Below are 25,113 nucleotides of genomic sequence, written 5' to 3' on the forward strand. Positions count from 1 at the left end.
GCAGAGGAACGAGTAAAAATATTTCGTTTAGCTTGGGATCTAACGATGAGTTCATTTGGAACAAGACAAACCCAGTATGAGCGATACTTTTTTGGCGACCCGATTCGATTATCCAGCGATTTATATAAGAAATATCCAAAAAATGAATATGTAAAGGTAATTAGTAATTTCTTGAATCTAAAAAAAGAAGGGTAATAGAAATTCTATTATTGTCTTAAGTGAATACAGGTTAAATAATTCCTTTTTAGGATCAAAATACTACGCTCAATCTTTTTATACATTGAGCGTTCTCCTATTTTTGCAATGATTCCATGCTATTTTAACGATATTTTAGCTTTCTTTAAATCCTCTTAATCAACATTAAATGCAATATGTTTTTATGAAGCGTGGTAAGGGATTTCTGATCCTTTCCTACCTATAACCAATCCAACTCTCTTCTTCTTTAATTCAATAAAACTGCTCTATTATCTTTTATAAAGTATAAGACCTAATTTTTTATAAAACTCTTATTTAATTTTGTTCTTCTATTCTAATCCTTCTTCAACTAACCTGCTTTTGGATTCTGTTTTCTTATTCAACTAAACTGCCCCGTTAGTTCAATAAAAAAAGAGCTGCATATGCAACTCAATGATCTTCAAGTAAAGCACCCCGTTAGTTTAATAAGGACAGCGACGCTTCTTCAACAATCGCGCCCGATTTGCTGAATTAGTGAAAACTACTTTTCAATTGTAAATTCTTGACTATGAGTGCTACCATACCCCGATGACGAGTCAATAGCGATTTCATAGTTTCCTTTTGGAATTTTACTTATCAATAATCTATATTCAATTTTCTCATTAGGTTCTAATACCAATATTCTACCCTCATTGGCGTTTTCATTTAAATCTATGTTTTCCACTATTATTTCTTCAGAAGGTATCTCTTTGTTATCTAAATCACCGATTGACCAATTGTATTCTAACCAAGTGGGGAATTCCAACTCTGCCTTGTTTTCCCCAACATTAGTAAGACTGAAAAGGAATTCCCTTTTGCCATTAACATTTCCTTTGTCCTCTAATTGTGAAAGTATTTTTGGGTCTTCTTGCTTCTGATTACCATTGAAAAATACTATGAATCCAACGCCTATTATAAGTAGTCCTATTAATATTATAAAAGTCTTTTTCAAGTCCACACCCCCTACAACTAATATTAGCACGCTGCCTCCATTAAATGGCCAGAGTATTTAACAACAAGTTAAACAACACTCTTCAACTAAACTGCCCCGTTAGCTTAAATATTTTTTTATACAAACTTTTGCTTGGTGTTAATCCGATTTAATAACCTTTTGTTCAATTCCCATAACGCCGTTTTATTGCTATCCCATTTCAAAAGCGTTACTGCCTCTTCAAAACATAACCATTTGTAGTTGAGGTGCTCTTTTGATAAAGATATATCTTTTGTAGGAACTTTAACACCAAAAGAAAATTCTTTTAATACATAAACGTCTTCTCCCCAAAGGAATTTCCCAACTACATCTTCTACTGGTAGTGAAGACATAGAATCTAATTCAATATATGGATAATCTCTTGTAATACCAGCCTCTTCAAATGCTTCTCGTTTAGCTGATTCGATAGGAGTCTCACCCTCTTCTCCACCACCAGCTAATCCCTGCCAATATCCATAATCACTTCTCTTAAAAATTGCATATTCAATAGAATTGTCAGTGATTATATAAGGAAATACCAAAACTTGATAAGGTGCCCTCATTGCTTATCTCCTCCCAAAAATAACCTTAAAATAAATTTGACCTTTCTTCAACCAACCTGCTTATATATGTATCGAACTAACCTTGGCATTAGTGAAAAGCTACGGTTCAATTGAACAGTCACACCCGTTAGTTAAGTCTTCTTTATAGTAACTTTTCCCTCTTTATTTTCTGCATGATTCCATTCAACTTGTATTTCAAATGTCCCCTCTTTAAAGAATAAAGGGAATCTTCTTCGAATAGATTGCTGCATCGGAAGGTTATCTGCTTCCTTTATATTTACCCAAACTGCCTTTCCTTCTGGTGCATCTTCAAGTAATTCTCCTTTGAAATCTTTTGTGATGTAGTTAAAAATCATATATCTATCCATAGCAACTGGATTTACATATTCATAGAGACCTTTAAAAATAAGGTTACTTACTTCTAAACCAGTTTCTTCTTTTACTTCTCTAATTGCACTTTCTACGATACTCTCAGGAAATTCAACTTTGCCACCAGGTGGAATAAACCCTTTGAACTTATCGTGTTGTCTATCAAGTAGTAAAACCTTGTCTTCTTTTTGAATCATGCAAACAGTCCACATTTTATAATTTATAGAATTACCCATTACTTCCCCCGTATTTTTTATTTTAATTTTACTATATATTTCTTAGTACCTTTTCCACTAAATGCTCCGTTAGTTCAATAAGAAAAAAAGAGCTGCATATGCAACTCAATGATCTTCAATTAAAGCCCCACGTTAGTTCAACAACTTCTTTAAATCAATTCTTGTGTAGGTTTTATTATAGGTCGTACCATCATCATTATAAAATATAGCTTTTTTTAAATATGAGTTGGAGGTAGTTTCGTAACCGTGTTTGCTAATTAACTTTATCATTTTGGGATTTTCTATTAGGTCAACACTCACAAATATCTCAGAATAACCTAAACTCTTTGCAATATTTTCTCTATACCTAATTAAATCTGAACCTATACCATTACCCCGATAATCCTCTTTTACATATAAGTCACTTAATTTAGGAAGCAAAGTGCCCTTTAATTTAAGAACTCCAAAACCCAATATAAGTGAGTCTTGTTCAGCGATTGCCAAATATACTTCCCTTTTTTCAAATTGCTTTAAATAATTCATGAATAAATCTTTATTATTTCTAATATCACATAAACCCGATAAGTCGTTTTCATTCGCTAATCTTATTATGTAGTTCATTGTTATTTCCACTTCCTTATTCTTCAATAAATCACTATTATAAATATTCATTCCTTCTTCAACAATCCTGCCCCGTTAGTTCAACAAGAAATCCAATATTTTTATTCATTATGCCAAACATTTTCACCAATTTGCTTATAACGATTGTCCTTTCAGCTTCTGTTTCTGCATATTTTAGAATTCTTAACGTTCTTTCTGTATATCTCAAGTACTTTCCACCTTATTATTTTTTCAATAATCCTATTTATTCGGAATTAATTGCAATAATCTTTCACCACGCTGTTTATAAGCATCCAGATGATTTTTTAATAGTTCTTCATTATTAGTTTCTAAAACTCTAATTGTATTTCTTACGAAATTCCAATTTATGCAACCAGATAACCATATTAGTGAAGATAGACGGTAAAAATCATTTTCACAAAGAAAATCATTTATTTTGTAACCTTTTATCAAGGCATTAGCGACAATGGGAGACATTTCAGTTGAAGTTATTCCATTTGTTCTGGAATACCATTTGATAAGCCAAGCTAAACCCTCTATCCTATCACTGTAGCCAATTGATTCAAAGTCAACAATCCCTTTTATTTTTCTATTCTCATCCCAGATAATATTAAGTGGATTTAAATCTGATTGTATAATAAAATCAAATTGCTTCGTTTTGGCATTTTCTATATGATATTCGGTTGTTTCAAGATACTCATCTACCATTTTCAAATTTTCTAATGATATGTAAGATGTCTCAACCGTATTTCGGAGATTATCAACAAATTGGGAGTAGCCAACAAGTTGAGATTGTTTCGGAAAGGCAGAACTTTTATATAAACTTGAAATATCCCATTTTACCAAATTCCTCTGCAATGTACTCATCACAATGAGTAATATGTTCTCCTTCAATCCATTCAAATAGTATAAAACGATAACTTTCATTTTCTATTTCAATAGTTGTAAACGGTAAATCTTCTGAAACGGGGAATAAATGCATAAACGGAACTTGATTATTTATAAGAAATCGGCAAAATTTGGTTTGTTCAAATAAAATATTATTTGTGATTTCTCCAAATACAGTGTTGGGGGAACGCTCCGATTTAATGAACCTTGCAGAAATTTTTTTTCCATCAGCAACTATTTTATAATGTAGGTCATTATTCCAACTTCCTATGTGTAGCTCTTTTTCTATAATTAGTGATTTGTTCCCTAATGAGTATGGTTCAAGTGCTTCTTTTATTAGTTGGTACAATTTTATATCTCCTTAGAGTTAAGTAGTGGAATACCTTATTTACTAAATCTCTCAAGTTTACATTAAAGTATCTTTATATCTTGTTGTTTGTTACCACACAGTTCACTTAACATTTGGTACAATTTATGTTTTGAATCATATTTCACACTTAGATATAATCAAGCCACGAATGACCAGTTGGAAATTGTCTTTTCAAAGTCATTTTTAACCAATCCCTTTGTTCAGGCAGTAAATATGGAAGCATAATTTGTAAATCTTGAAAATCTTTTTCTCTAACCTTTGAGCTACCACCTTTATAAAGGAGTTGAATCTCGGGTCTCAGGTAAGGTATCTCATCATCTGTTCTTAAAAACATATCCTCTAACCTTCTTCGAATAGATTTTTCTCTCCTGTACATCCAGGATTGTTGCTCTGTCTCTACTAACATAATTTGAAAAGCCCAGGGAGAACTACTGCTTTTAGTAACCCAAATGTCATTTGTGGTTTTTAAAAACTCGCCTTCTTGCCAAGGAACAAGTTTCCCATTCTCTGCTTTGTATAACATCCAATCACCTGACAAATGATTATAGACAGTCAATTGTTCCTCTCGAAGCATTATTACATCTATATCATCATGTACCCTTGACTGTTTGCCTAAATGTAAATCTAAAGCCCATCCCCCTGCAATACCCCATTTAATTGGAATAATAGAAAAGAGCTTATAAATCTCTGTTACGGTGATTGATTCCCAATTATCTATATCTGTCCTCAAATAAACGTCCTCCCGTAGCGTTGAAATAAAATTTGATTAAAAGTATCCTGTAAACGTTGATTTTCGTTATAAAAACCCACCGTTTTAAAATTAACGGTGGGATTCTATTGATAAAATAGTGTGTTTTCTTAAAAAGTTGAACAAAATTTTTCAAGAAAGTTATCCTATATATTTCCTAAATGATTCGTATCATTTATAAAGTGAATTACCTTTTCCTTATCAGTAAGTTCAATTAAACTAATTCCTGTATCTCCAATTTTAAAATAATAATCCATGTTGATTGGCATTTGGTAAAATGCACGTAATATATTATTAATTACCCCACCATGAGCAACAATCGCTATTCGCTCATATGTATTTCCTGTCACAATCTTAGAAAATATCGTTTCAATTCTCATTCGAAATTCTATGAATGTCTCTCCATTTTCAAAACTTTCATGAAAAAATTTTGGCTCAGGATACTTTTTCGCTTCTTCAAAGGATAATCCAGCTTGTACACCATTATTAAACTCCATTAATTCTTCTTCCAATTGCACTGGGCATCCAATAGTTTCTCCTAATATTTCAGCAGTTTCACGTGCTCTTTTTAACGTACTTGCCCATATAAAATCTGGTGGGAAATCATTTTTTACTTTTTGTGATAAACTTCCCACTTGCTTTCTACCTCTTTCCGTTAATTCAAAATCAGCTCTTCCTTCATGTACGTTTAAAATATCTGCTTCAGATTCTCCGTGGCGAATTAATAGTATTTGCATGCCTTTTCCCCCTTATATCTTTTAAATAAGTATAAAACTATACTCCCTCTATAAACATTGATGCATGAACGGTTTCCATCATTTCGTGATGAAGAAAAAATAATTTTTCACTTCATTTACAAACAGTGTTTTGAATTTATTGTTTTATTTTACAAGTTAGCTGTACGCTTCGCTAAAACTAATGGAAATCATTAGCTTTTTTATCCACTATGTGATGCACAATGGATCTCTGCGATACTTATGACGACGTACCCTCCCATGTCTCTTAGCGTCATTCGCGCTTACATTCCTTCGTTCGGTCTATTCATAAGGCAGAGGCCTGCTATGCTGCTCCGTTAATTTAATAGGCTGTTTTCTCAAAAAATTGTTGCTTCTGGTTTTGCTATCTTCTTCAAATTAAAGCACTTGGTAGTTGAATATTATCCGGCTGCTGTTTCTTCTTTCTTGTTAAACTGGAGTCCCTGTTTTTCCAAAGAGTTAAAAATAACTATTGTAATCAATAAAATAGAGTTCTTAGTTCGTTTTAAATTAATTTTCGTTTAGATAAATAAGATACTCATATAAACATTACTTTTTAACAGCGTGTCGCTCTATGTTGAACTACAGAGTGAATGCGGTCCACAGCATCGAAAGTCCGGAACACAAGAGGAGAACATCCAAGACATATCGGAATGAGACAATACTCATACGTTGCACCACTCTCTTGGCAACGAACGTGCCAAGCATGAGTGAGGTACCTATGATAACTCCCTGTAAAATCGATTCTATCGGAAGTGCTCCGAGCTCTTGGAAAGTCACAACCTTGCTAATATAAAGTACAAGTGAGCTAACAGCTTCCGTAGAAAGAAATGCTCCTTTCATCAACCCATAGGAAGTAAATGCCGGGACACTTAGAGGACCGGTCGAAAGAACGATACCCGTCAAATATCCGATAAATCCACCAGCAATGGAAAGCTGCCATAAGCGAATATGTATTTTTTTTGCATCGAGCCAATGCCTTAAAGGAATCATAGCCAGAAAAAAAATGCCGAGTCCGATATTGACCATTTGCTCTGGCAATACCCACAAAGTACCGGCACCCATCGCTGCGGCAGGTACACCTGTAACGGAGTATGCAGCAAAAGCTTTCCAATTTATTTCACGCCACCAGGCAATAACCCTCGAAATATTCGCCATTATAGCAGCAACTGCCATGATGGGTACGGCTTGCTTTGGACCAAATGTAAAGACCAGAACAGGCAATAACATGATAGATGATCCTGTCCCAATAACGCCGCTTACAACCCCGGCTACCAATCCTACAAATAATACAAATAAATATCCTCCCAATCACAACACTCCCTAGAATCTTTATTTAATGTGTTTCAATAAATCTAATTTCCTCTTCCAAACTCAAAACAGCTCAAGGATATTCTACTAAGGCACCTGTTAGATAAATACTCCAAGTAAATTTGAGCATACTTAATAAACCATATAGCAAATAAAACATATTTGATAATCCTATAAAGGGTCTATAACAAAATCAAAAAATTCCATTCACTTTTCCTTAACAGACTCGGCTTTCTCATCTCAGGTATGTAAATACACAATATAATAACTATACAAATAACCCCTGCATTCAAAGATAGTACACTCATCATTGGATCTACCTTTTTAATAGCTTTATAATTTTAGCTTGAGCCAATAAAGTTTACAATAGCTTATTCAAATAACCTATAACGTTCGTATCTTGTTACTTTTTATTCAATAAACCTACACCGTTAGCTCAATAAGAAAAAAGATGCTGCCGCAGCAACATCTTGTTTAACTCTTGCACCCCATTAGTGGAATATCAGCAATTTTCGAATTCATGTTTTCTACTGGTTGCCGAATTGGAGAAATAGTTGCCTTAGAAAAGAACCATATTAATTGGTCCAATCAATCCGCAATCGTTAGAGGAAAAGGTGATAAGGAAAGGGAGGTTTATTTTAATACGCGTTGTGACATATGGCTTAAACGTTATATTGAAAGCCGTACTGACAATAATCCTGCCATCTTCGTGACAGTAAGGCAGCCACATAAAATGAGTGTTGCCCAAATGCGATACATCATCAAGCGGATATCAAATCTTGCTGAAATCAATAAAGAAATTCATCCACATCAACTTAGACACAGCTATGCAACGCATTTGTTGAACAATGTCATACAAAGTCTTATGTGGCATGAGAAAAGCGAAACAACTAGGATCTACGCTCAATTAAGCGGGAGGCTAAGGAAAGAGTATTATTAGAAGTACTTTTAAATGTAAAAGGAGCAATGTCTTAAAAGACTTTGCTCCCACTTGACTAAAGCACCCGTTAGCCACCCATGTAGCGCAAAAACCAGCGCCACACCACAGAAAATGAAAGATGATTAAAATCTTTCATGGGAGTTGAAGAATCTAAATTTCTGTTCCATTTGAGAGTCTCTTTAATAACAAAATAAGTAACTACTCCTAAGCTAATGTAGATTATTAACATACTACCCAATATCGCAGAGTATTTATATACATCATAAAGGCTGTATATACTTAGTAAAATATAGATTGTTAAAAACACAAGTCCTTTCTTTCTGCTTTTCACAAAGACTGAGGAAAAAATAGCCAAAACTATACTAACGACTGCCAACTGAAATAAAATTAGTATTGTGAACATCAAAATATTATTATCCATTACACCAATCCCTCCTACATGACTTCTACAAATAAAAGCAATTTCCTTGGCCGCTAAACTGCCCCGTTAGTTTAAGTGCATTTCTTCACAACCCTAATAGTCAAAATAATATAAAAATTCAATAAGAAGTCATCTCACCCCTAAGAATCTAATGGATTTTAGGAATTTTTCATTTCACTTATAACCAAACTTTGTAAAGCCATTGGTTACTTTGAAACTCTTCCAAGTGTTGTTGGTTAGTAACCATATTACAAAGAGCAATAAAATTCTTCTACTGTGGCATTTTAGTAGTCTCTTGTCTGAGACCCAATGTCTTACCATTGAATGATCAATTACTAATTCTTTCGCTACTGGTTATATCGAGTAACATAATCCATCATTATCAGTAGTAACAAAAAGGCTTACCCCTTTTATAACAAGAAGTAAACCTTTTTATTTACTTATTAAATAAACAACTCCACAAATTTTTTTTATTTTATTTATTTGGCATCGATTCTCAGATATCCAGTTAAACCCCCGTAAACAATATCACCATCTGGCAAAACCTGAATCAAGGAATAAGCTCCATTATATGCTTGACTGTCCCCTAAAATTAGGCGCGTTTTAACCTTTCCTGTATCCCAGTCGAGTCCAGTAATCTCCCAAGCCCCATCAACATAACCATTGAAATAAGCTTGATTACTACCCGCACTTACCATAGGTACTACCGATGGAGAACTCACATCAGGATTCGCCCATGCTCTTTTCCACTCATTCGTTTTAAAATCCCACTCAAATTTTTCTACACCTTTTGGCCCTGGTCGTGTCACCCCAGAAACAACAACGTTTTCAAGCTTTGTCGGAAGTTTATCAGGAAGACTGTTATTGACTACAAAAGCACCATACCCCAATATAGCCACCGATTGCTCTGACTGTGCTTCTTTCAAATTATTCTGCCCGAGGTTCACTTTCATTTGTCCGGCAATACGACGAGACTTTGTTCCAGACTGCTGCTTAAAGTCGGTTGGAATTTCATCACGCCAAAAAGCAACAATGTTCATCACTTTGGAACCATCCGTGATGACGACAAGTTTATCTTTGTCATCACCAAACCCCATAAGAGTCGGAGTAGATCCTGACCCCACATCAAGTTTTATACCACCTGCTGCTTCTCCCACTTCATACTCCGATTTCCAGGCCCCATCCTTTGGATTATCACTGAGCTTCTTACCATCCCAGACAAATTTGTGCATATATTTACTGGATACCACGTAAATACCGCCTTTTTCATCAAGAGAAAAGGAGTTTGAAATAGTTTCCTCACTCAGCTTAATATACTGCACTTGTTCTTTGAAATAGCGATCAATAACCCCAACTACACCGCCTCCAGTTACAAAGACCACTTGGCCATCATAAGTAAGATTCAATCCTAACAATGCATCAGACAATTTCATGTTTGGATTTAATAACTCCTTTGGCAGTGTAAATTTCCGTTTTAATTCAATGTCCGAAAATGGATCATACGAATGCTTGTCTCCAAAAACCATAATGCTATCATTCACAACGGTATAAAAATTCCCTTCATAATCCATCATTGGATACACTCCGGAACGAACAGCAATATCTTCCACATATTTAGGGAAGTTCTTATTGATATAAGCCAATAACTCGTTCTCACTTTCGAAACTATCTAACTTATCCGTTACTGCATCAGCATCTTGGGGTGATAAATAAGTCTGACCAGGAATCTTAAACTCGGAAATTAATTTAAATTGCTTATCATCAATCAGAACTTTGGCAATACGATTATTGTTTGCCAACCAAATAGTCTGTTCTCCTGTAGGATATACCGGACCACTCACATAGCAGATATTGATTAAACCACCAGGAATGCGTTGAATCTTTTTTTTAGGAATTTTCTTGATCCCAGAAGGAGCTGGAACCACAGTTGAATCCGTCTGGGCAGGATCCCAATGAGAGAGACCAGATAGTCCATCTACTAAAAAGGGATTCTTCGGAGGTCTATTCGGAACATTGATATTGCTTAATGAATTTGTTTCTCTTTCTTGTTTCATGCTCTCATGACCTTCTTTTATGATAGGAATAGTATTTATTTCCGCCTTGATAGGACATGCAATAGTAGACAATACCAATAGTAAACTGATTAAGGTAAGAAATTGTTTCATTGTCTTATTAACCCAACTACAATAAGAAGCCTAAACAGGTGATACAAGAACTTATTTTCCGTTAACGTAATAATCTCTGTTGGAGTTCGATATATCACACCACCTGTATCCAAATCTACAGTTCGAAAAACTTTCTGTTGCATTGTGTTATGAAAAATCATTTAGTAATCCAACTTTCTCTATAAGTGTTTTAATTGTTTTTACTACATCTTTAAGTATTTTCAATCGTTCATTCCATATACATCAACTTGGAACTACCAATGTATCTCTAAATTGGGGTTCATAATAACTTAGTTAAGTTTTAAAAGAAAATATTACAAATATGTTTAGATTGATCTACTTTTACAAAATGATAACTAGACTTATCAACAGAAAATAATGTATGTTCCATATACCCGTACAAATACGTTCTATTTCGAAAGTGTAAAAATCACGAAAAAAGACTGCTTAATTTTTTTAGTTCTAGATTTTTTATGTCTAGAGCTTTTCATGTGTCCGTGTTTTATCTTGCGGTTTTAAAAATTTTGGACGTTGACTATTTCCTTTTTGAGATAGACGCACAAAGGATTTTTTAAAATCAGGCCAATCCAAATCTGCCACAATAGTTAAGTAGGGAACACCGTATACCCGTACGTTTGCTAAATAAAGAAAAATGAAGAACATTGATATAAAGAAGCCGAATAGGCCAAAAATAGCAGATCCCAATAAAATTAAAAACCTTAAAATACCTGTCCCTGCTATAAAGGATTGATTAACTAATGTAAAACCTGAAATGCTTGAAATAGCAAAAACTATAAGCATTGGAGCAGATGTTAAGCCAACTTTAACTGCTGCATTACCAATTATTAATCCGCCTACAATACTTAGTGTCCCCACGATAATAGATGGAAGACGAAGATTTGCTTCATAAAACAATTCAAACAGTAATAGCATTAAAAACATTTCCAACACGACTGGTAGTACATTTCCTGTTCTCGCTTCTACTAACGTCGCTAAAAAATATATAGGTAGTTGCTCTTGATGAAATGTCGTTATAGCAATCCAAAATCCCGGTAAAAACATACTAATAAAAATACCTACTAAACGTAATAAACGTTCTACAGAACTTACAATAATGGGATACTCATAATCCTCACTTGTTTTAAAAAGTAGTGTTATGTTAATTGGTACAATAATGGCATACGATACTCCATCAACTAAAATAATAACTCGTCCTCTCATTAAGGCTTGCAATGCAAAGTCAGGACGACCTGTATAATCATGTTTAGGTATAATTTTCGTTACTTTGCCCATTTCCCCCATTAATACATCACCACTAAACACAATATCTGTGTCTATTTGTTTTAGATCCTTCTTAATTTCATTCACTATTTCTTTATCTGTTATATCGTTCATATAAAGCATCGCTACTTTTGTTTTGGAACGTCTACCAATTTCAAAATTCTCTACACTAAATGAATTGGTGGGTAATCTTTTACGTATTAGAGCAATGTTGATAAAAATATCTTCAATAAAATTGTCTCTCGGTCCTTTTAAAACTGATTCGATTAGGGTTTCTTCAGGATTTCGATTTGGTTTTTTTGAAATATCACTTGAGAATAGTATGTTTTCTTCTTCAAAATACAATAGTACATTCCCTGTATAAACCAGTGTAATAGCATCAGATTTTTTTTTTACTTTTTTCAGATTAGGTAAATGCAAATCGTTCATTATTTTTATTTCTAATAATTCAGTAGATAAACCATATAATAAGGATTGAATTCTAGTAACAACAACACCATTTAATAACTGTTCGTCAATCATTGAATCACATGTAATAAAATGTACTTTATATTGAAAAAAGTTATATGATTGAAACATCACATCAGCTGAAAATTTAAATAGTTCTTTCAACGATTTTAAATTTTTTATTTGGTCCATTGAATGTCTTTCCCCTACTTATGGTGAATTCGAGGAAAAGTTTTCATTTTCAAAAAACTTTTCCACCTAATTCCTCTAAATCATAGCAATTATTTATTTGTTTACATTATTATTTCGATGAATTACTCGATGAAGAGTTAATGGCTGTATTTTGTAATGATTGATTCATTTGTTGTGAAGATTGGTTCATTTGTTGTAAAGGCTGAAACTTTTGCTGCGAGGATTGTGTCTTTTGCATTGGCTACATCATTTGTTGAGCATTCTGTAGATTTAATTTGTTTGAAATATTTTTTGTCAGTTGTTGAAGAGTACCATTTTGCAATACTTTAACTACACTCAAAATAATAGCACCAATTACACCCCATGTAAGAAATCTCACTAATAAAAACATCCTTCCTTATTTTTTATACAAATTTAGTATTGGAAATTAGGATAAAATTATACTGAATATTTTTTGGGTTATGTTCTGATAATCTTACCAATTCTATCCAAATAAGGTCTATAGAATTATTTACGCTTGTTCAACTAACCCTACACCGTTAGTTGAATAAAACACTAACAAATTAGATTGACTGTTGCTTCAGGGCAATACGATGAGGTCTTACAGGTTCAACTTTGAGTTAGCTTACAACTTTGGGTAGTTGGAAGATAACAAAGGGAATTGAAGCAGAAGGAGTCACTCGTCTTTCACCATAAAGTGTAAGTAATATTAGTAAGTCTAATTTACTTTCTTTAGTTTCGAAAGGAGCCAGCTCAATATACGGCTATGCGCCAAATACTGGTAAATCATCTTCATCAGTGAACATTTTTTTAATTTTTGTTATATAATCACCTTTTAATTAGATTATCTAGCTATAAATCTAAATTGATGCAAGAAGTATTATTACCATAAATTTCTTTCTAAATAAACACAAAATGCATTAATCTAGAACGGTGCTTTCCTATATTTCAAATAAACCTCACTTATTTATGATACGGTTCACCGAAACTAATTTTAAATTCGTTATAAAAATGGAATTCCTTATTGGACTAACCTGCACCGTTAGTTGAATAATTTAAGAGTAGATTTTACTCATAAATTATTCAACTAAATTTTATAAATATTAGTTCAGTTTAAAAATACACAATGCTCGTTTATAAAACCTGTAACATTATCAATAGATATGGACTTATACAATAATGGGTCATCCAAATTAAAATAGTCATGATCAGCTAAGGTGAGATGGATTCGATATTCATTGCTACATAAAGGGCATATATTCGCCAAAAAGTATCGTCTGGAAACTGTAAAATAACCATTTATTTGTCCAATACAAAATGTGATACTATGTCTTCTACTCGCCTGCGATTTCCTTTCGGGAAAGGGAAATATAGGTATTATAAATCTAAGTAAAAATATAACCGCCAATCAATATGATTGGCGGTTCCTTACTTTTAAATATACAATTATACAACCACTTTTTTTGTGGCAAACGAGTATCTCTTTCTATAATTATATTTGAAAAATAACTATAAATAATTAAACTAATTCATTGCTTAGCTGGAATAAACCCAGCAGCTTCTGCTTCTTCTTTAGTACAGAACATCTTCTCTGCTACTGTATTCTCATAGTCACGTTGCCCTGGCATATGAAAAATTTTGTTACCTTTGGAGTTAATATTTCCTTTGATTTCGCAACTGCCCTTATTGTTATTAGTATTCGATTTATCCTCATTTATGTTAGACTGCTTTCCTTCTTTTATTGCAGCATAATATACATCTTTATCGTATCCACGATTCGTTACATAGTCTTCAACTGACCAAATACCAATAGCAGATTTTTGCGCAGTTTTTTGAATAGATTTAAACCAATCTACATGCTTCGTATTTGGATTATAAATATATGCCACGCGAGCTAATCCATTTTTCAATAATTGCTCTTGAACACTAATACCATCTTTAGTATAAACATATGCTAGTAATCTTTTATATTTATCACGATACGAAACGTCAAATTCTAAATAAACCATATCTTGACCAGCTAGTAGCTGCTTTGCAAATTCTTTAGCTTCTGGCCCATAAGGTTGCTCCCCTAACGTTTCATGATTAGTCTCAGGGGTATCTACAAGAAGAAAACGTACTTTTTCTGAGCTACCCTTATATTTTATTCTTATTGTGTCGCCGTCAATTATATCTTGTAGTTCGTATTCTTCAAATTTACTCACATCGTACTTTTCAGCAGTTTCCTTTGTTGAAGCTACAATTCCTTGTATATCTTCAGTTTCAATAATATCTGTGCTAGTTTCTTCCGTACATCCACTTATAAGCAATGTAGAAAAGAACAAAGTCAAAAAGAATTTTTTCAAATCAGTATCCTACTTTCTTAAAGATAAAATATATTATTTATTTTCCTTATATATCATTTTCCTAAATTTTAATTATACGATTCCAAGTTAGACAATGCCTCCGTAATAAACCAAACTGATACCTTTAGTGCTTCAAACATTTTAGTTTGGCACGAATTTCTTCCACCTACTTTATAAGATTCAACATTGTCTTCCCCATTAATAATATAATTTCTGATCCTACCTTTTCATAAAATCAAAAAACCCCAGTTAAATTATAAACTGAAGACCAGAAAATTTATCTAAAAATTAAATACAACACAACAGCCAAAATAATTGTGCCGCTAGTGATTAACGTCTTAATATCTTTGTCACTCATTTTCAGTACCTCTTCTCTAACATTTATTAATACTTTATTTAAATCTATTATAGTCCACTAATATCAAAATAAATTTGATTTGTTTTCAGCTGAAGAATTTTTCAATAGTGATTAGAGTATTACCCTACTCATTAAAAAATCTTCAGTTTCAAAAACCGAAGATCATAATAACTATATAATTAAGCAATATTTACATATCATACTTGGTACATCATTATTCTACATAAGTTAATATGTACACTTTCATACAAATATAATTAATCAAGATATGGCTAAAATCTATAATTAACTAAATTATAATGTGTACACATCTATTTTGGAGACTCACATGAAACCATAGTTATATCAACACTTTACGATTTTAATGTGTACAAAATTATAATGTACAGTTTTATAGTGATAAACCATCATATGCTTTAATAAAGTCTACATCAAAGCGTTTATTTCCTGTTTTTTTTCTACTTGTTCAATAGAAATAGTACCATGCTGGTCAGTAGATGTAGTATCCTTTTCTTGGGCTGGTGATCTGCCAAAAATCATATACAATGCAACAGCAAGAATGATTGTACCACTCGTAATTAACGTTTTTATATCTTGCATTTTCATGTAGTAGTTCCCTCACAACTTTTCATCTTTATCACACTTTAAGGAAGCTTCTAAAAGAATCCCTAACTCATCAAAAGTCCTTATAGTTTTCACGATGTTTCTATTGTAAAATATCAGGCTACTACATTCAAGTTATGTAGTTGCAATGGCAACCTGACTATTTTCTATCTTATAGTGTGTTTGAATGTCCTATTTTATACATCGGTATGAGTATACAAAACAATCGGCTAAGCATACTAAAAAACAGAGCCTCCTCAAATTATTGAAGATGCTCTGTTCACAGTGGTCTGATGATCTGCTTTGTCCAACAAATGTTTTTGGTGCGAAAGCGGAGTGTTAACGTAGCGGCAGCAAAAACAAAAGCGGAGGAAACGCGCGATGAATGCCGATCGCTGATAACATCATGAAAATCGCTGATAAAATGCCGATAATTGCCGATAACATCACGAAAATCGCTGATAAAATGCAAGAATTGCGCCTAGTCGGAACGGAAATCAACCCTCGTTTTGCCGGAGGTGCCATATTACAACTTAAAAAGAGCCTCCTCAAATTATTGAGAAGGCTCTGTTATATATATTAATTCTATGTTAAATCTCATTATGTGATTTTGATTTTGGTCCTAGCTCTTCTGGCTCGATATCTGCAAATGTGCCGCCTTCTTCTTCTAAGTCACGCATACGATGTGCAATACGTGATGCGGCAGAGGCTGCGATACTGCCAACTAAATCATCTAAAAACGTATTTACATGATGGCCAGGTTCTGTATCCAACTTCTTAATAATACCGATTTTTTGCTTGTCTAAGTGTCCAAAAGTTGTTACCGCTATGCTACCATATGTAAAAACAGCTCCAAGTGCGATTGTTTCATCCACACCAAATAAACCCTCATCGGATTCTACTATTTGTTGTAATGGTGCCGATAATAACTTTTTCTCTGCAAGTTCATCTAGTTCAATCCCTACTAATAAAGCATGTTGAACTTCACGCTTACGTAATACACGCTCAACAGAATGAACACAGTGATCTAATGTTAAACCTTCATTATAGGATTTTTGCATTTCATAAACAATTTCAGCAATATCCTTTAGCGATACACCGCGACGAATAAGTGCAGCTTGGGCTGCCTTCGCTACTTCATCAGAGTGTATACGAGTACTTTTATCATGCATAACTATCCCTCACTTCGATTTTATTACTAGAATAGTGCTAGCCCAACCTATTATACCTTTACTTTAGCTATATGGTACAATTTTGTTACAAACATGAGAAGGAGTGTCATCATTGGATAAGGGAACTGTACAGGATTTAAAGTTCTATAGTGAAGCATTACAGGAGGAATTACAGCTCTATATTTATGTTCCTGCAAATTATTCTCCACTGTATAAATATAATATTTTAATTGCATCAGACGGCAAAGATTATTTCCAGCTTGGAGGTATTACAAAACTTGCTGATGAACTTATCGATGACTATGAAATCGAAAATTTAATCATTGCATTCGTTCCTTATAAGGACATTAAGGATCGACGTCATAAATATATTCCTAGTGGAGAGCAACATGAAGCATACCTTCGTTTTTTAGCACATGAGCTTGTGCCTTATTTAGACGCTGAATATGCAACCTATCAAATGGGAATGAGTCGTGGGGTTATTGGTGATTCAATGGCTGCAACCGCTTCCTTAATGGCAGCATTAAAATACCCAAGTATTTTTGGCAAGGTCATTTTACAATCGCCGTATGTTGACGAAAATGTTCTGCAAGCTGTAGAGAATTTTAAAGATCCAGGCACAATTTCCATTTACCATATTGTCGGCAAAGAGGAAGATAAAGTAGTCTCGATGGATAAAACCATTAAAGATTTTTTAACACCAAATCGTCAGCTGCATAATCTCATGTTAAACAAAGGATTTTCTACATTTTATGAAGAATTCGATGGCAATCATACATGGAAATATTGGAAACCTGATTTACGTCGCGCATTAATTGAAAATTTCAATTAATATGGACGATTCAAATTACGAAATCGGAAATTTCTGTTATACTTAAATAAAAAATTGTTTATTTTCGGGAGGTAATGGCCTATGAAGTACGGTATTGTGGCATTTCCATCAAAAAAATTGCAAGATTTAGCGAATACTTATCGCAAACGTTATGACCCTCATTATGCGAAAATTACTCCGCATATAACATTAAAAGACAGCTTCGATGCAACGGAAGAAGATATTCAATCTGTCGTAAAGCAATTAGATGAGCTTGCTGCCAAATATGCACCTTTAAACATTCATGCATTACGCATAAGTTCATTTTTCCCAACAACAAATGCGATTTATTTCCGCATTGAACCAACTGAACAATTAACAGCATTCCGCCAAGTTTTAGAAGAAAAAGTACCTTTTGGTGAGTCAAAACACGTATTTGTACCACATATTACTATTGCTCAAAAAATGACAGATTCCGAGCACGATGACATCTTTGGGCAATTACGTATGACAGGTGTTGACGAAAAAGATACAATTGATCGTATTCATCTTTTATACCAATTGGAAGATGGCTCGTGGACAACATATGAAACTTTCCGTTTGTCAGGAGCTGAGTAATCCTTGTATACCGTTAAGATTGTTGAAACAGCGAAAGAACATGAGGATGCGTTTGCAGTCCGCAAACAAGTTTTTGTTGAAGAGCAAGGTGTGCCGCTTCATCTAGAATGTGATGCTGAGGATGCATCTGCAACGCATTTCATTATGTACGAAAACGATGACCCTGTAGGTGCTGCACGTTTAAGAAGTATCGAGAACGATGCTGCAAAAATTGAACGTGTTTGTATTTTACTAGATCAACGTGGCAAAAAACTAGGTGCTTTAATTATGAATGAAATGGAGAAGCACGCCATTTCAATAAATAAGAAAAAACTAAAACTTCATGCACAAAGCTATGCTATTCCGTTTTATGAAAAGCTTGGCTATACGGTAACATCACCTGAATTTATGGATGCTGGTATCCCACATCGTGCTATGGAAAAAATGATCTAAACGCAATTATGCCAAGGCATAATTGATCAAAAAATAGGTGTTACGTAAATGCTGATGCATATCGTAACACCCTTTTTATTTCTCTACAATGCTTTAAAGGTTGATTTATAAATGAAAATCCATTTAAATCAACCTTTTAGATATATTGCTTTGCATAGTAGATTCATGTTATTTCATCATTTTAGTAATTTTATCTAAATCTAGTGAATTACCATCTTGAATAATAGATTGTACTAACTTATCTTCAAGCTCTTGCGTAATTTGTCTCTTGGACATCTTACTTACGCGCCGTACGATTTTTCTTACTTGTTTTTCATTTGTAAAATCAGCATGTTGAATTTCATTTGCTAATGCGAAGATTTCATCCATTGATACTCCAGTTTTTTGTTCAATTGAATTAAACAACGAGCGATTCATGTTCCCCCTCCTATCAGTTAAAATTAAATTTTTCCTACTTCATTTCATCTACTAAACCTATGACAACTAGTGAAAGCTTTAAACTTTATTCAGAAAATGGAGCACTCTGAAGAAAAGTTAAAGCCTCTATCTACTGTCACAATCAATTATGCCTCGGCATAATTGCGTTCGGAATCGGCTTTGTGCTTAGGCCTGCGTGAGGGCCGACACGATGTCGGTCATTTCGGTAATGCCACAGGACGTGGCGTTTTTACCGATGCAGGTCAGTTAGCCGTTATCGCATGGATGCGATGATTTTAGGCTAACATCCTTTATGAACTCCTTTCCGATTCCGTAACTTCCGCCGGAGGCTTTAGGCCAACAGGACGTTGGTCACTCAGTCGTTGCCACAAGACGTGGCGTTCTTAGACTGAGTTCCTTTATTTCAGCAAATGTTTGGACATCCGCTGAAAAATAGCTAAACCCGCATTCATCTCACCACTTATAAAGGTGGGAGACGTCTGCTGAAAGAAGTTAATCAAATTATATGCAAGCAGCGCCAACAATGATCAGGAGAATGAATAGAACAACAATTAAGATAAAAGTTGAACTATGCCCATGTCCGTAGCCATAGTAACCTCCATGGCCTCCGTCATGGTGACCACCATAGTAACCTCCATAATCTCCTCCGTAACACCCATCAGCATGCCCTCCATACGGATGTGCACCCCAGCCTTGATATCCCATAAAAATACCCCTCCCTTCTACAACCTATAATATGTTAGCGTTGTAAAAATGGGTGGGGTATTCGTCTAATCAACATTTCCTTTAGGTTTAAATATTAATGCTCCGATAAAGCCAAAAACAACGGCAGCACTGATACCTGAGCTTGTCACCTCAAACATCCCAGTTAACACACCTACAAGCCCATGTTTTTCCGCCTCAACAATTGCACCATGCGTTAAGGAGTTTCCAAAAGATGTAATAGGGACAGTTGCACCAGCACCAGCAAAATTAATAAGTGGGTCATACAAACCCATTCCAGCAAGAATTGCACCAGCTACGACTAAAGTACTCAATGTATGTCCAGGTGTTAATTTACCAACATCCATTAATAATTGACCTATGGCGCAAATAATGCCTCCTACAAAAAATGCAAACACAAATGTCATAACCATAGCTTTTGCCTCATTTCATTGTAATTTCAATCGCATGTGCCGTACATGGAATTGTCTCGCCCTGTTGAAATGAAAGCGGAGACAGTAATGCTCCTGTCGCCACAAGAAGTACTCGTTTATAGGTACCTGCTCGCATCTGTTGGATCACATAACTAAAAAAAACAGCTGCCGAACAGCCTGCACCACTTGCACCGGATTGGAACGTTTCATCCTGTCCATAAAACTCAGCACCTGCATCACGTAAAGGTTTTAACTCTTCGCTCTTTATGCCACTCTCAACAAACATTCCTTTTAGAAGTTTTATGCCAAGTTGACCTAAATCGCCTGTTAAAATTAAATCATAATGGTAAATTTTTTGATTTCGCTGCTCTAAATGTGATTGAATTGTTTGAAAAGCGGCAGGTGCCATCGCTGCACCCATATGAAAAGGGTTATCCATACCATAATCAACCGATTTTCCAATAGTTGCTGCTTCAATAGAAGGGTATTCTTCTTGATGTTTACCAACAAGAGCATAACCAGCAGCCGTTACCGTCCATTGAGCAGTTTGGGGCTTTTGTGAGCCATAATTGATTGGATAGCGGAATTGTCGCTCAACCGCGTTGTGTTGACTAGATGCACCAGCTAGCGATAAATTGGAGGCACCTACTTCTGTTAACAGGCTCGCAACAATTACGGAAGATATAGAGGTGGCACACGCTGAGAATAATCCGATAAAAGGAATGTCTAAGTCTCTGGCCGCAAAATTGGTTGGTGTCATTTGGTTAACCAAATCGCCGCCCATAAAGTAATCAATGTCCTTATTTTTCACGCCCGCTTTTTTCATAGCAAATTCACAGGCCTCTTCAACCATTTTTCGATGACCTTGTTCATTTGTTTTCATTTGCCAACGTTCATCATCATAGGTCGCATCAAAATGTTGACTAAATATACTACGTTTCTCTAGTGGACCTGCTACCACACCACCTGCTATTAAGGACGGCTTCGATTGAAAGACAATTACCATGAAACCACTCCTATCGTCACAAGAATGAATTTAATAAGTGCAATAAAAAAGGCGGAGACAACACCAAATAATACAACTGACCCAGCTAATTTAAATAAATTCCCTCCAACACCGAGTACTAATCCTTCAGATCTATGCTCAATGGCAGCAGAAATAACAGCATTACCAAACCCTGTAACAGGGACAGCTGATCCGGCTCCAGCAAATTGACCAATTTTCTTATATAAGCCAAAACCAGTTAAAATCATGGCGAAAAATATCATTGTTGCAACTGTTGGATTTCCGACTGTCGCTTCAGTAAAATCAAAGAAAATCATATAAAAAAGTGATACGGCCTGCCCGATTGTACAAATAAGACCGCCTACTAGAAATGCCTTTGCAACATTCTTAAAATAGGGCGGTTTCGGCGTGACATTTTGTTCTAATTGTTGGTATTGTTCTTTTTCCACTATGTTTCCTCCTTTGCAAGCTTTTTCAATTTCTTAATTTTATCTTTCAGTTTAGTATCTTCAACTTGTTCCCTTTTTATTTTATTGGCTTCATAAAATATTTTATAATCAGCTGAGACAAAAACATCTTTGTTTGGATATTTTTCATCAAATTTCTTTTGCAACTTTTTCTCTAATTTAGCCTTTTTCCACTTATCCCATGGTTTAATTTGCACTGCTACAAGCATACTATTGTCATATTGAATAACCGTTGTTTTGTCTACAAAGTCCTGTTCTTTTAAAATGGCTTCAACTTCCTTTTCATTTTCCGGTGAACCGTAGACAATAAATTTTTCTTTTTCACCGCAACCACTTAAAAGCGATAAACTGATTAATAGAGGTAACATCATTCCTAATAGCTTCAAGCTTTTACCCTCCTTTTCTTTAAAGTTTCTCCATACATAAAAAAACTATTCATTTAACTATATATACGAAAGCCCGAGTCCATTTTTCATAAGCACATATTGTAGAAGTAGTAACAAGGAAAGGAGGTGACAATATGGGTTGTGGCAAGCCAACAAATCCTATTGGACCAATCCATTCAGCAGGCTGCGTTTGTGACGTAGTACGCGCCATCTTAGACATTCAGAATCAAGCGGTGAGAGAAGAATGTCAACCATGTACAGCTAACTGTTTCTTAGAACCACTTGGAGGCATTGTAAGTCCTGCACGCTCTCATGCAGATACACGTGTATTCATGTTAATTACAAAAGACGGTACTCCGTTTAAAGCATTTTTCAGTTCACCAACAGCAGATCCATGTATATGTACATCAGTATTTTTCCGTGTAGAAGATATGTTCGATGAGTGCTGCGCTACCTTGCGTGTTTTAGAGCCTTTATGTTCATTTGACTCCAGTGAAAGTACAGTCGATCTATTAAGTCGAGATGGCTGCTGTGTCAACATGAAAAAAATATGTAAAGTAGATGATTGGAATTCAACTGAGAGCTGTATCACTGTAGATTTATCATGCTTCTGCGCTGTACAATGTATTGCTGATGTTGACTTAGGGATTTGTGAATAATCTTTTCTCCTTTGACACACTACACATAAAAAAAGTGTACAGCATCCTCTGCTGTACACTTTTTTCATAAGGTAGGTAATTGTTTACCTCGCCATAATACTTGTTCTATTTCTTCAAAATAGATAATCTCTTGTGTCTTCAATTCGAAAGAAGTAAGCATCAATGAATCGGTCTGTACTTCAGATGCACTACCGCGTAATTTTCTACCATCCTTCAAACATATAACTAATGGTTGATAGGCTTTTTGCCGAAACGGCTTTTCTAAAAATTGAAGTTGCTTTAGTAAATACGGATCTATTTGTACTTCTTCAACCACTTCTTCTTTTTCTTCAATAGTTTGTTCATTGAAATAGCCGTTCCTACTATACACTGACGTACTTTCATCCAAATCAAGTTCATGTAGCACCTTGGAAATATTTAGAAAATAGGATGGTGACTTTATAAACAAGCGTGGCTCTTGACCCAAATTACTCACTTCCCTTTTTTCATACAATATGCAAAAGGAAGAAATTTGGTTCTCAAGCGATTTGACTTAAGAACACTGTCGCCAAACCTAAGTAAATTAAAATACTTGTAATATCATTTAATGTTGTAATAAATGGACCTGATGCGACAGCTGGATCAATTTTCATGCGATGCATAAGCAGTGGAATAAAAGATCCTGCAAGTGTTGCTACTAAAATCGAGCCACAAAGCGCTGCTCCTACTAGCATTCCAAGAATAAGCTCTTGTTTCCAAATATAGATGATGCCGATCACAATCAGTCCACAAACAACTCCAGACATTAATCCTGTACCTGCTTCACGTAGTAGTAATTTTAGCTTGCTATGGTCTTCGACATCGCCTGTCGCAATTCCTCGAATAGCTACCGCTAGTGCCTGAGTTCCACTATTTCCAGAAGTACCTGAAATGAGAGGGATAAACACTGCGAGTAACGCAACTTGTTCTAACGTTGCCTCAAAATGTCCTATCAAATTTGCTGTCAACATCCCTAAAAATAATAATATGACAAGCCATGGCAAACGCTTTTTAGCCGCTTGGAATGAAGTTGTATCAAATTTATCCATATCGGAAATACCCGCTAATTTAGAGTAATCCTCCGAGGCTTCCTCATCAATAACGTCGATAATATCGTCGACTGTAATAATCCCTAGTAATTCTCCCTTATCGTCAATAACTGGTGTCGCTAAGAAGTTATAGTCTTTCATAATTTGAGCAACCTCTTCTTGGTCATCCCCTGCGTGCACCATCACAACACGTTCATTCATAATCGAACGTATAAGGGTATCTTCATCAGCAATAATTAAATCACGAAGCGTAATAACGCCTGTTAATCGATGTGCTTCATCAACGACAAAAATATAATAAATGGTTTCGGCCTCTGGCGCTTCTTTCCGTAAAATTGCCATTGCTGAACGAACAGTAGAATTTTCTGGTATCGCTACATATTCAGGCGTCATGATAGAACCAGCTGTACCTTCGTCATATCTTAATAACTCATTAATCTCTTCAGCTGCTTCCTCATCCATCATGCCTAAATAGCTTTCACGTTGTTTTGTATCCAACTCATTTAAAACGTCTGCTGCATCATCTGCATACATATGAGAAAGCATTTCTGCACCATATGACGGATCCATCTCAGCTAGATACGCTGTGTATTCATCATCATCTATTTCGATTGCCTCAAAAATATCAGCCATTTCCGTCGGAGACAAGAACGAATAGATGATCTTTCGTATATCAGGCTCCACCTTCTCATAAAACGTTGCCTGATCATATGGATGAAGCTCTAAAAACTCATCGCGGAATGCGTTTATATCATGTGCTTCGAGCATTTCTCGCAAACGTGCTTCGTCGAATTGCACATCATTCTTTTCATTTCTTTCCTCTATCATGCTTGTCCCCTCCTTCCGAGCATTAAATCATTGATACGGGCAATGCCGTAAATCTACCTTATATATAATAGAGTGTATTGTGCCTTTTCTGCAAACCCTTTTTTTACTACATCGCACTTACGACATCGCTGCAATCTAATTGGATAAATTTGCGGGTAAAAGTTTCTATTTTATCCTATTACCATAACGTGTGGTTGATTTCCGTTCCGACTGGGCGCTTTCCTGGGGGCGTCCGATGAGCCGCTTTTGTTGTTGCTGTCGCTACGCTTTCACACAGATAAAACATTTGCTGCCGCTACGTTAGCACTACGCTTTCGC

31 protein-coding genes and 1 pseudogene are annotated in these 25,113 nt (G+C 34.9%); 7 read left to right on the plus strand and 25 right to left on the minus strand.

Annotated features, from left to right (window positions below):
* Window positions 1–195, plus strand: a 195-nt coding sequence (locus ACIQLB_RS21675) for a 4-hydroxyphenylacetate 3-hydroxylase C-terminal domain-containing protein (RefSeq protein WP_400730606.1), incomplete at its 5' end; no start/stop codon positions are given.
* A 520-nt stretch (window positions 196–715) separates the two neighbouring features.
* Here ACIQLB_RS21675 and ACIQLB_RS21680 read toward each other — a convergent pair.
* The 9 genes from ACIQLB_RS21680 to ACIQLB_RS21720 all read right to left on the minus strand — a co-directional run bounded on the left by ACIQLB_RS21680 (window position 716) and on the right by ACIQLB_RS21720 (window position 7,023).
* Window positions 716–1,165, minus strand: coding sequence for a hypothetical protein (locus ACIQLB_RS21680; RefSeq protein ID WP_400730608.1), 450 nt, complete (start codon window positions 1,163–1,165; stop codon window positions 716–718).
* Window positions 1,166–1,281: 116 nt separating this feature from the next.
* Window positions 1,282–1,746, minus strand: coding sequence for an NUDIX hydrolase (locus ACIQLB_RS21685; protein ID WP_400730610.1), 465 nt, complete (start codon window positions 1,744–1,746; stop codon window positions 1,282–1,284).
* Window positions 1,747–1,877: 131 nt separating this feature from the next.
* Window positions 1,878–2,351, minus strand: a complete 474-nt coding sequence (locus ACIQLB_RS21690; protein ID WP_400730611.1) for an 8-oxo-dGTP diphosphatase — start codon at window positions 2,349–2,351, stop codon at window positions 1,878–1,880.
* A gap of 132 nt (window positions 2,352–2,483) precedes the next feature.
* Window positions 2,484–3,002, minus strand: coding sequence for a GNAT family N-acetyltransferase (locus ACIQLB_RS21695; RefSeq protein WP_400730613.1), 519 nt, complete (start codon window positions 3,000–3,002; stop codon window positions 2,484–2,486).
* Between the two features lie 189 nt (window positions 3,003–3,191).
* Window positions 3,192–3,818, minus strand: a complete 627-nt coding sequence (locus ACIQLB_RS21700) for a phosphotransferase (RefSeq protein WP_400730715.1) — start codon at window positions 3,816–3,818, stop codon at window positions 3,192–3,194.
* Entirely contained in the window at window positions 3,766–4,188 is a 423-nt protein-coding gene (locus ACIQLB_RS21705) for a hypothetical protein (protein WP_400730615.1), read from the minus strand. Before ACIQLB_RS21705 ends, ACIQLB_RS21700 begins: the two co-directional genes overlap by 53 nt.
* Before the next feature lie 148 nt (window positions 4,189–4,336).
* A complete protein-coding gene (locus ACIQLB_RS21710) occupies window positions 4,337–4,939 on the minus strand; it encodes a nucleotidyltransferase domain-containing protein (protein WP_400730616.1) in 603 nt (200 codons plus the stop codon).
* 164 nt (window positions 4,940–5,103) lie between these two features.
* Window positions 5,104–5,694, minus strand: a complete 591-nt coding sequence (locus tag ACIQLB_RS21715; protein ID WP_400730617.1) for a histidine phosphatase family protein — start codon at window positions 5,692–5,694, stop codon at window positions 5,104–5,106.
* A 600-nt stretch (window positions 5,695–6,294) separates the two neighbouring features.
* Entirely contained in the window at window positions 6,295–7,023 is a 729-nt protein-coding gene (locus ACIQLB_RS21720) for a sulfite exporter TauE/SafE family protein (protein ID WP_400730619.1), read from the minus strand.
* A 505-nt stretch (window positions 7,024–7,528) separates the two neighbouring features.
* Between ACIQLB_RS21720 and ACIQLB_RS21725 the strand changes: the two are divergent.
* A pseudogene (locus ACIQLB_RS21725) lies at window positions 7,529–7,963 on the plus strand (tyrosine-type recombinase/integrase); the annotation flags it as partial.
* Between the two features lie 67 nt (window positions 7,964–8,030).
* Here ACIQLB_RS21725 and ACIQLB_RS21730 read toward each other — a convergent pair.
* The 7 genes from ACIQLB_RS21730 to ACIQLB_RS21760 all read right to left on the minus strand — a co-directional run bounded on the left by ACIQLB_RS21730 (window position 8,031) and on the right by ACIQLB_RS21760 (window position 15,778).
* Window positions 8,031–8,384 (minus strand): hypothetical protein, encoded by a 354-nt coding sequence (locus ACIQLB_RS21730; protein WP_400730621.1) that lies wholly within the window; start codon window positions 8,382–8,384, stop codon window positions 8,031–8,033.
* A 479-nt stretch (window positions 8,385–8,863) separates the two neighbouring features.
* Window positions 8,864–10,438, minus strand: a complete 1,575-nt coding sequence (locus ACIQLB_RS21735) for a hypothetical protein (protein ID WP_400730623.1) — start codon at window positions 10,436–10,438, stop codon at window positions 8,864–8,866.
* A gap of 588 nt (window positions 10,439–11,026) precedes the next feature.
* Window positions 11,027–12,469, minus strand: coding sequence for a spore germination protein (locus ACIQLB_RS21740; protein ID WP_400730624.1), 1,443 nt, complete (start codon window positions 12,467–12,469; stop codon window positions 11,027–11,029).
* A 109-nt stretch (window positions 12,470–12,578) separates the two neighbouring features.
* Complete coding sequence (locus ACIQLB_RS21745; RefSeq protein ID WP_400730626.1) at window positions 12,579–12,707, minus strand: hypothetical protein; 129 nt, start codon at window positions 12,705–12,707, stop codon at window positions 12,579–12,581.
* Between the two features lie 3 nt (window positions 12,708–12,710).
* Entirely contained in the window at window positions 12,711–12,848 is a 138-nt protein-coding gene (locus ACIQLB_RS21750; protein ID WP_400730628.1) for a hypothetical protein, read from the minus strand.
* Between the two features lie 1,150 nt (window positions 12,849–13,998).
* Window positions 13,999–14,814, minus strand: a complete 816-nt coding sequence (locus ACIQLB_RS21755) for a thermonuclease family protein (RefSeq protein ID WP_400730630.1) — start codon at window positions 14,812–14,814, stop codon at window positions 13,999–14,001.
* Between the two features lie 784 nt (window positions 14,815–15,598).
* The gene (locus ACIQLB_RS21760) at window positions 15,599–15,778 is read right to left on the minus strand and encodes a hypothetical protein (RefSeq protein ID WP_400730632.1); all 180 of its coding nucleotides are present in this window, start codon (window positions 15,776–15,778) and stop codon (window positions 15,599–15,601) included.
* Window positions 15,779–16,160: 382 nt separating this feature from the next.
* Between ACIQLB_RS21760 and ACIQLB_RS21765 the strand changes: the two genes are divergently transcribed.
* Entirely contained in the window at window positions 16,161–16,358 is a 198-nt protein-coding gene (locus ACIQLB_RS21765; protein WP_400730634.1) for a hypothetical protein, read from the plus strand.
* 7 nt (window positions 16,359–16,365) lie between these two features.
* Here the strand turns inward: ACIQLB_RS21765 and ACIQLB_RS21770 are convergent, their stop codons facing one another.
* Complete coding sequence (locus ACIQLB_RS21770) at window positions 16,366–16,947, minus strand: phosphatidylglycerophosphatase A family protein (RefSeq protein WP_400730636.1); 582 nt, start codon at window positions 16,945–16,947, stop codon at window positions 16,366–16,368.
* Between the two features lie 112 nt (window positions 16,948–17,059).
* Between ACIQLB_RS21770 and ACIQLB_RS21775 the strand changes: the two genes are divergently transcribed.
* The 3 genes from ACIQLB_RS21775 to ACIQLB_RS21785 all read left to right on the plus strand — a co-directional run bounded on the left by ACIQLB_RS21775 (window position 17,060) and on the right by ACIQLB_RS21785 (window position 18,808).
* Window positions 17,060–17,779, plus strand: a complete 720-nt coding sequence (locus ACIQLB_RS21775) for an alpha/beta hydrolase (protein ID WP_400730637.1) — start codon at window positions 17,060–17,062, stop codon at window positions 17,777–17,779.
* Between the two features lie 81 nt (window positions 17,780–17,860).
* A complete protein-coding gene (locus ACIQLB_RS21780) occupies window positions 17,861–18,376 on the plus strand; it encodes a YjcG family protein (RefSeq protein ID WP_400730639.1) in 516 nt (171 codons plus the stop codon).
* Window positions 18,377–18,379: 3 nt separating this feature from the next.
* Window positions 18,380–18,808 carry a GNAT family N-acetyltransferase gene (locus tag ACIQLB_RS21785; RefSeq protein ID WP_400730640.1) on the plus strand — a complete coding sequence of 143 codons (429 nt, stop codon included), beginning with the start codon at window positions 18,380–18,382 and terminating at the stop codon, window positions 18,806–18,808.
* A gap of 168 nt (window positions 18,809–18,976) precedes the next feature.
* Here ACIQLB_RS21785 and ACIQLB_RS21790 read toward each other — a convergent pair whose 3' ends face one another.
* The 6 genes from ACIQLB_RS21790 to ACIQLB_RS21815 all read right to left on the minus strand — a co-directional run bounded on the left by ACIQLB_RS21790 (window position 18,977) and on the right by ACIQLB_RS21815 (window position 22,241).
* Complete coding sequence (locus tag ACIQLB_RS21790; RefSeq protein WP_400730642.1) at window positions 18,977–19,225, minus strand: stage VI sporulation protein F; 249 nt, start codon at window positions 19,223–19,225, stop codon at window positions 18,977–18,979.
* A 522-nt stretch (window positions 19,226–19,747) separates the two neighbouring features.
* Entirely contained in the window at window positions 19,748–19,951 is a 204-nt protein-coding gene (locus ACIQLB_RS21795) for a YjcZ family sporulation protein (protein ID WP_400730643.1), read from the minus strand.
* Between the two features lie 65 nt (window positions 19,952–20,016).
* Window positions 20,017–20,376 (minus strand): stage V sporulation protein AE, encoded by a 360-nt coding sequence (spoVAE, locus tag ACIQLB_RS21800; protein ID WP_400730717.1) that lies wholly within the window; start codon window positions 20,374–20,376, stop codon window positions 20,017–20,019.
* A gap of 16 nt (window positions 20,377–20,392) precedes the next feature.
* Window positions 20,393–21,388, minus strand: coding sequence for a stage V sporulation protein AD (locus ACIQLB_RS21805; RefSeq protein WP_400730645.1), 996 nt, complete (start codon window positions 21,386–21,388; stop codon window positions 20,393–20,395).
* Window positions 21,382–21,837 (minus strand): stage V sporulation protein AC, encoded by a 456-nt coding sequence (gene spoVAC, locus ACIQLB_RS21810; RefSeq protein WP_400730646.1) that lies wholly within the window; start codon window positions 21,835–21,837, stop codon window positions 21,382–21,384. Before spoVAC ends, ACIQLB_RS21805 begins: the two co-directional genes overlap by 7 nt.
* Window positions 21,837–22,241 carry a YhcN/YlaJ family sporulation lipoprotein gene (locus tag ACIQLB_RS21815; RefSeq protein ID WP_400730648.1) on the minus strand — a complete coding sequence of 135 codons (405 nt, stop codon included), beginning with the start codon at window positions 22,239–22,241 and terminating at the stop codon, window positions 21,837–21,839. The genes spoVAC and ACIQLB_RS21815 overlap by 1 nt, the downstream gene beginning before the upstream one ends.
* A 134-nt stretch (window positions 22,242–22,375) precedes the next feature.
* On the opposite strand from ACIQLB_RS21815, the gene ACIQLB_RS21820 reads away from it, so the two are divergent.
* Window positions 22,376–22,900 (plus strand): CotY/CotZ family spore coat protein, encoded by a 525-nt coding sequence (locus ACIQLB_RS21820; protein WP_079559573.1) that lies wholly within the window; start codon window positions 22,376–22,378, stop codon window positions 22,898–22,900.
* Between the two features lie 64 nt (window positions 22,901–22,964).
* Here the strand turns inward: ACIQLB_RS21820 and ACIQLB_RS21825 are convergent, their stop codons facing one another.
* Together ACIQLB_RS21825 and mgtE are read right to left on the minus strand one after the other, a co-directional pair.
* Window positions 22,965–23,375 carry a hypothetical protein gene (locus ACIQLB_RS21825; RefSeq protein WP_400730650.1) on the minus strand — a complete coding sequence of 137 codons (411 nt, stop codon included), beginning with the start codon at window positions 23,373–23,375 and terminating at the stop codon, window positions 22,965–22,967.
* A 43-nt stretch (window positions 23,376–23,418) separates the two neighbouring features.
* Window positions 23,419–24,795: a magnesium transporter gene (gene mgtE, locus ACIQLB_RS21830; RefSeq protein ID WP_400730652.1), complete on the minus strand. Its 1,377-nt coding sequence runs from the start codon at window positions 24,793–24,795 to the stop codon at window positions 23,419–23,421.
* Window positions 24,796–25,113: the final 318 nt, after the last annotated feature.

The organism is Lysinibacillus sp. NPDC092081 (assembly GCF_044755845.1).
In the GTDB taxonomy this organism is placed as follows: Bacteria; Bacillota; Bacilli; order Bacillales_A; family Planococcaceae; genus Lysinibacillus.